Genomic DNA, 512 nt, shown 5'->3' with positions numbered 1-512 from the left:
TTCTTCAAGTTCTTTATCCTTTGTAATTTCAATTATTTTTCTATATCTTTTAATTGGACTGTCTGGAATTTCATCAATCATTTTATTTTCATATAATTTCTTAAAATATAATTCAATTGCATAATCATAATATTCAATAACTGCTTTTATAAAACTTCAAACAGTCTCTAATCCTTTATTATTTTTTAATGAAACATTAAATATATGTAAGACTTCCTTATATCTTCTATTATATTCTAAATCTTCTTCTAAATTAGACATGATATATAAATATTTGCAATATATAATAGAGCCGCGAAAATAATTATAAATATTATTATTTTATTTCTATTTAATTTTATTTTTGATTTTTCCTTTCCAAACTTATATAATCCAAGGTATGTAAATAGAGGCATTTGGTCAGGCATAATTTATATAGTTATAAGAAATATATAAAAAAGAAAAGTGGCCGTAGGAAGGTCTGCTTACCGATAAAGCCACCGAGGAATTGGAGGGGCAAACCCCTGGCTACA

Source organism: Candidatus Nanopusillus massiliensis, assembly GCF_920984865.1.
Note: the sequence above shows the minus strand (reverse complement) of the source record.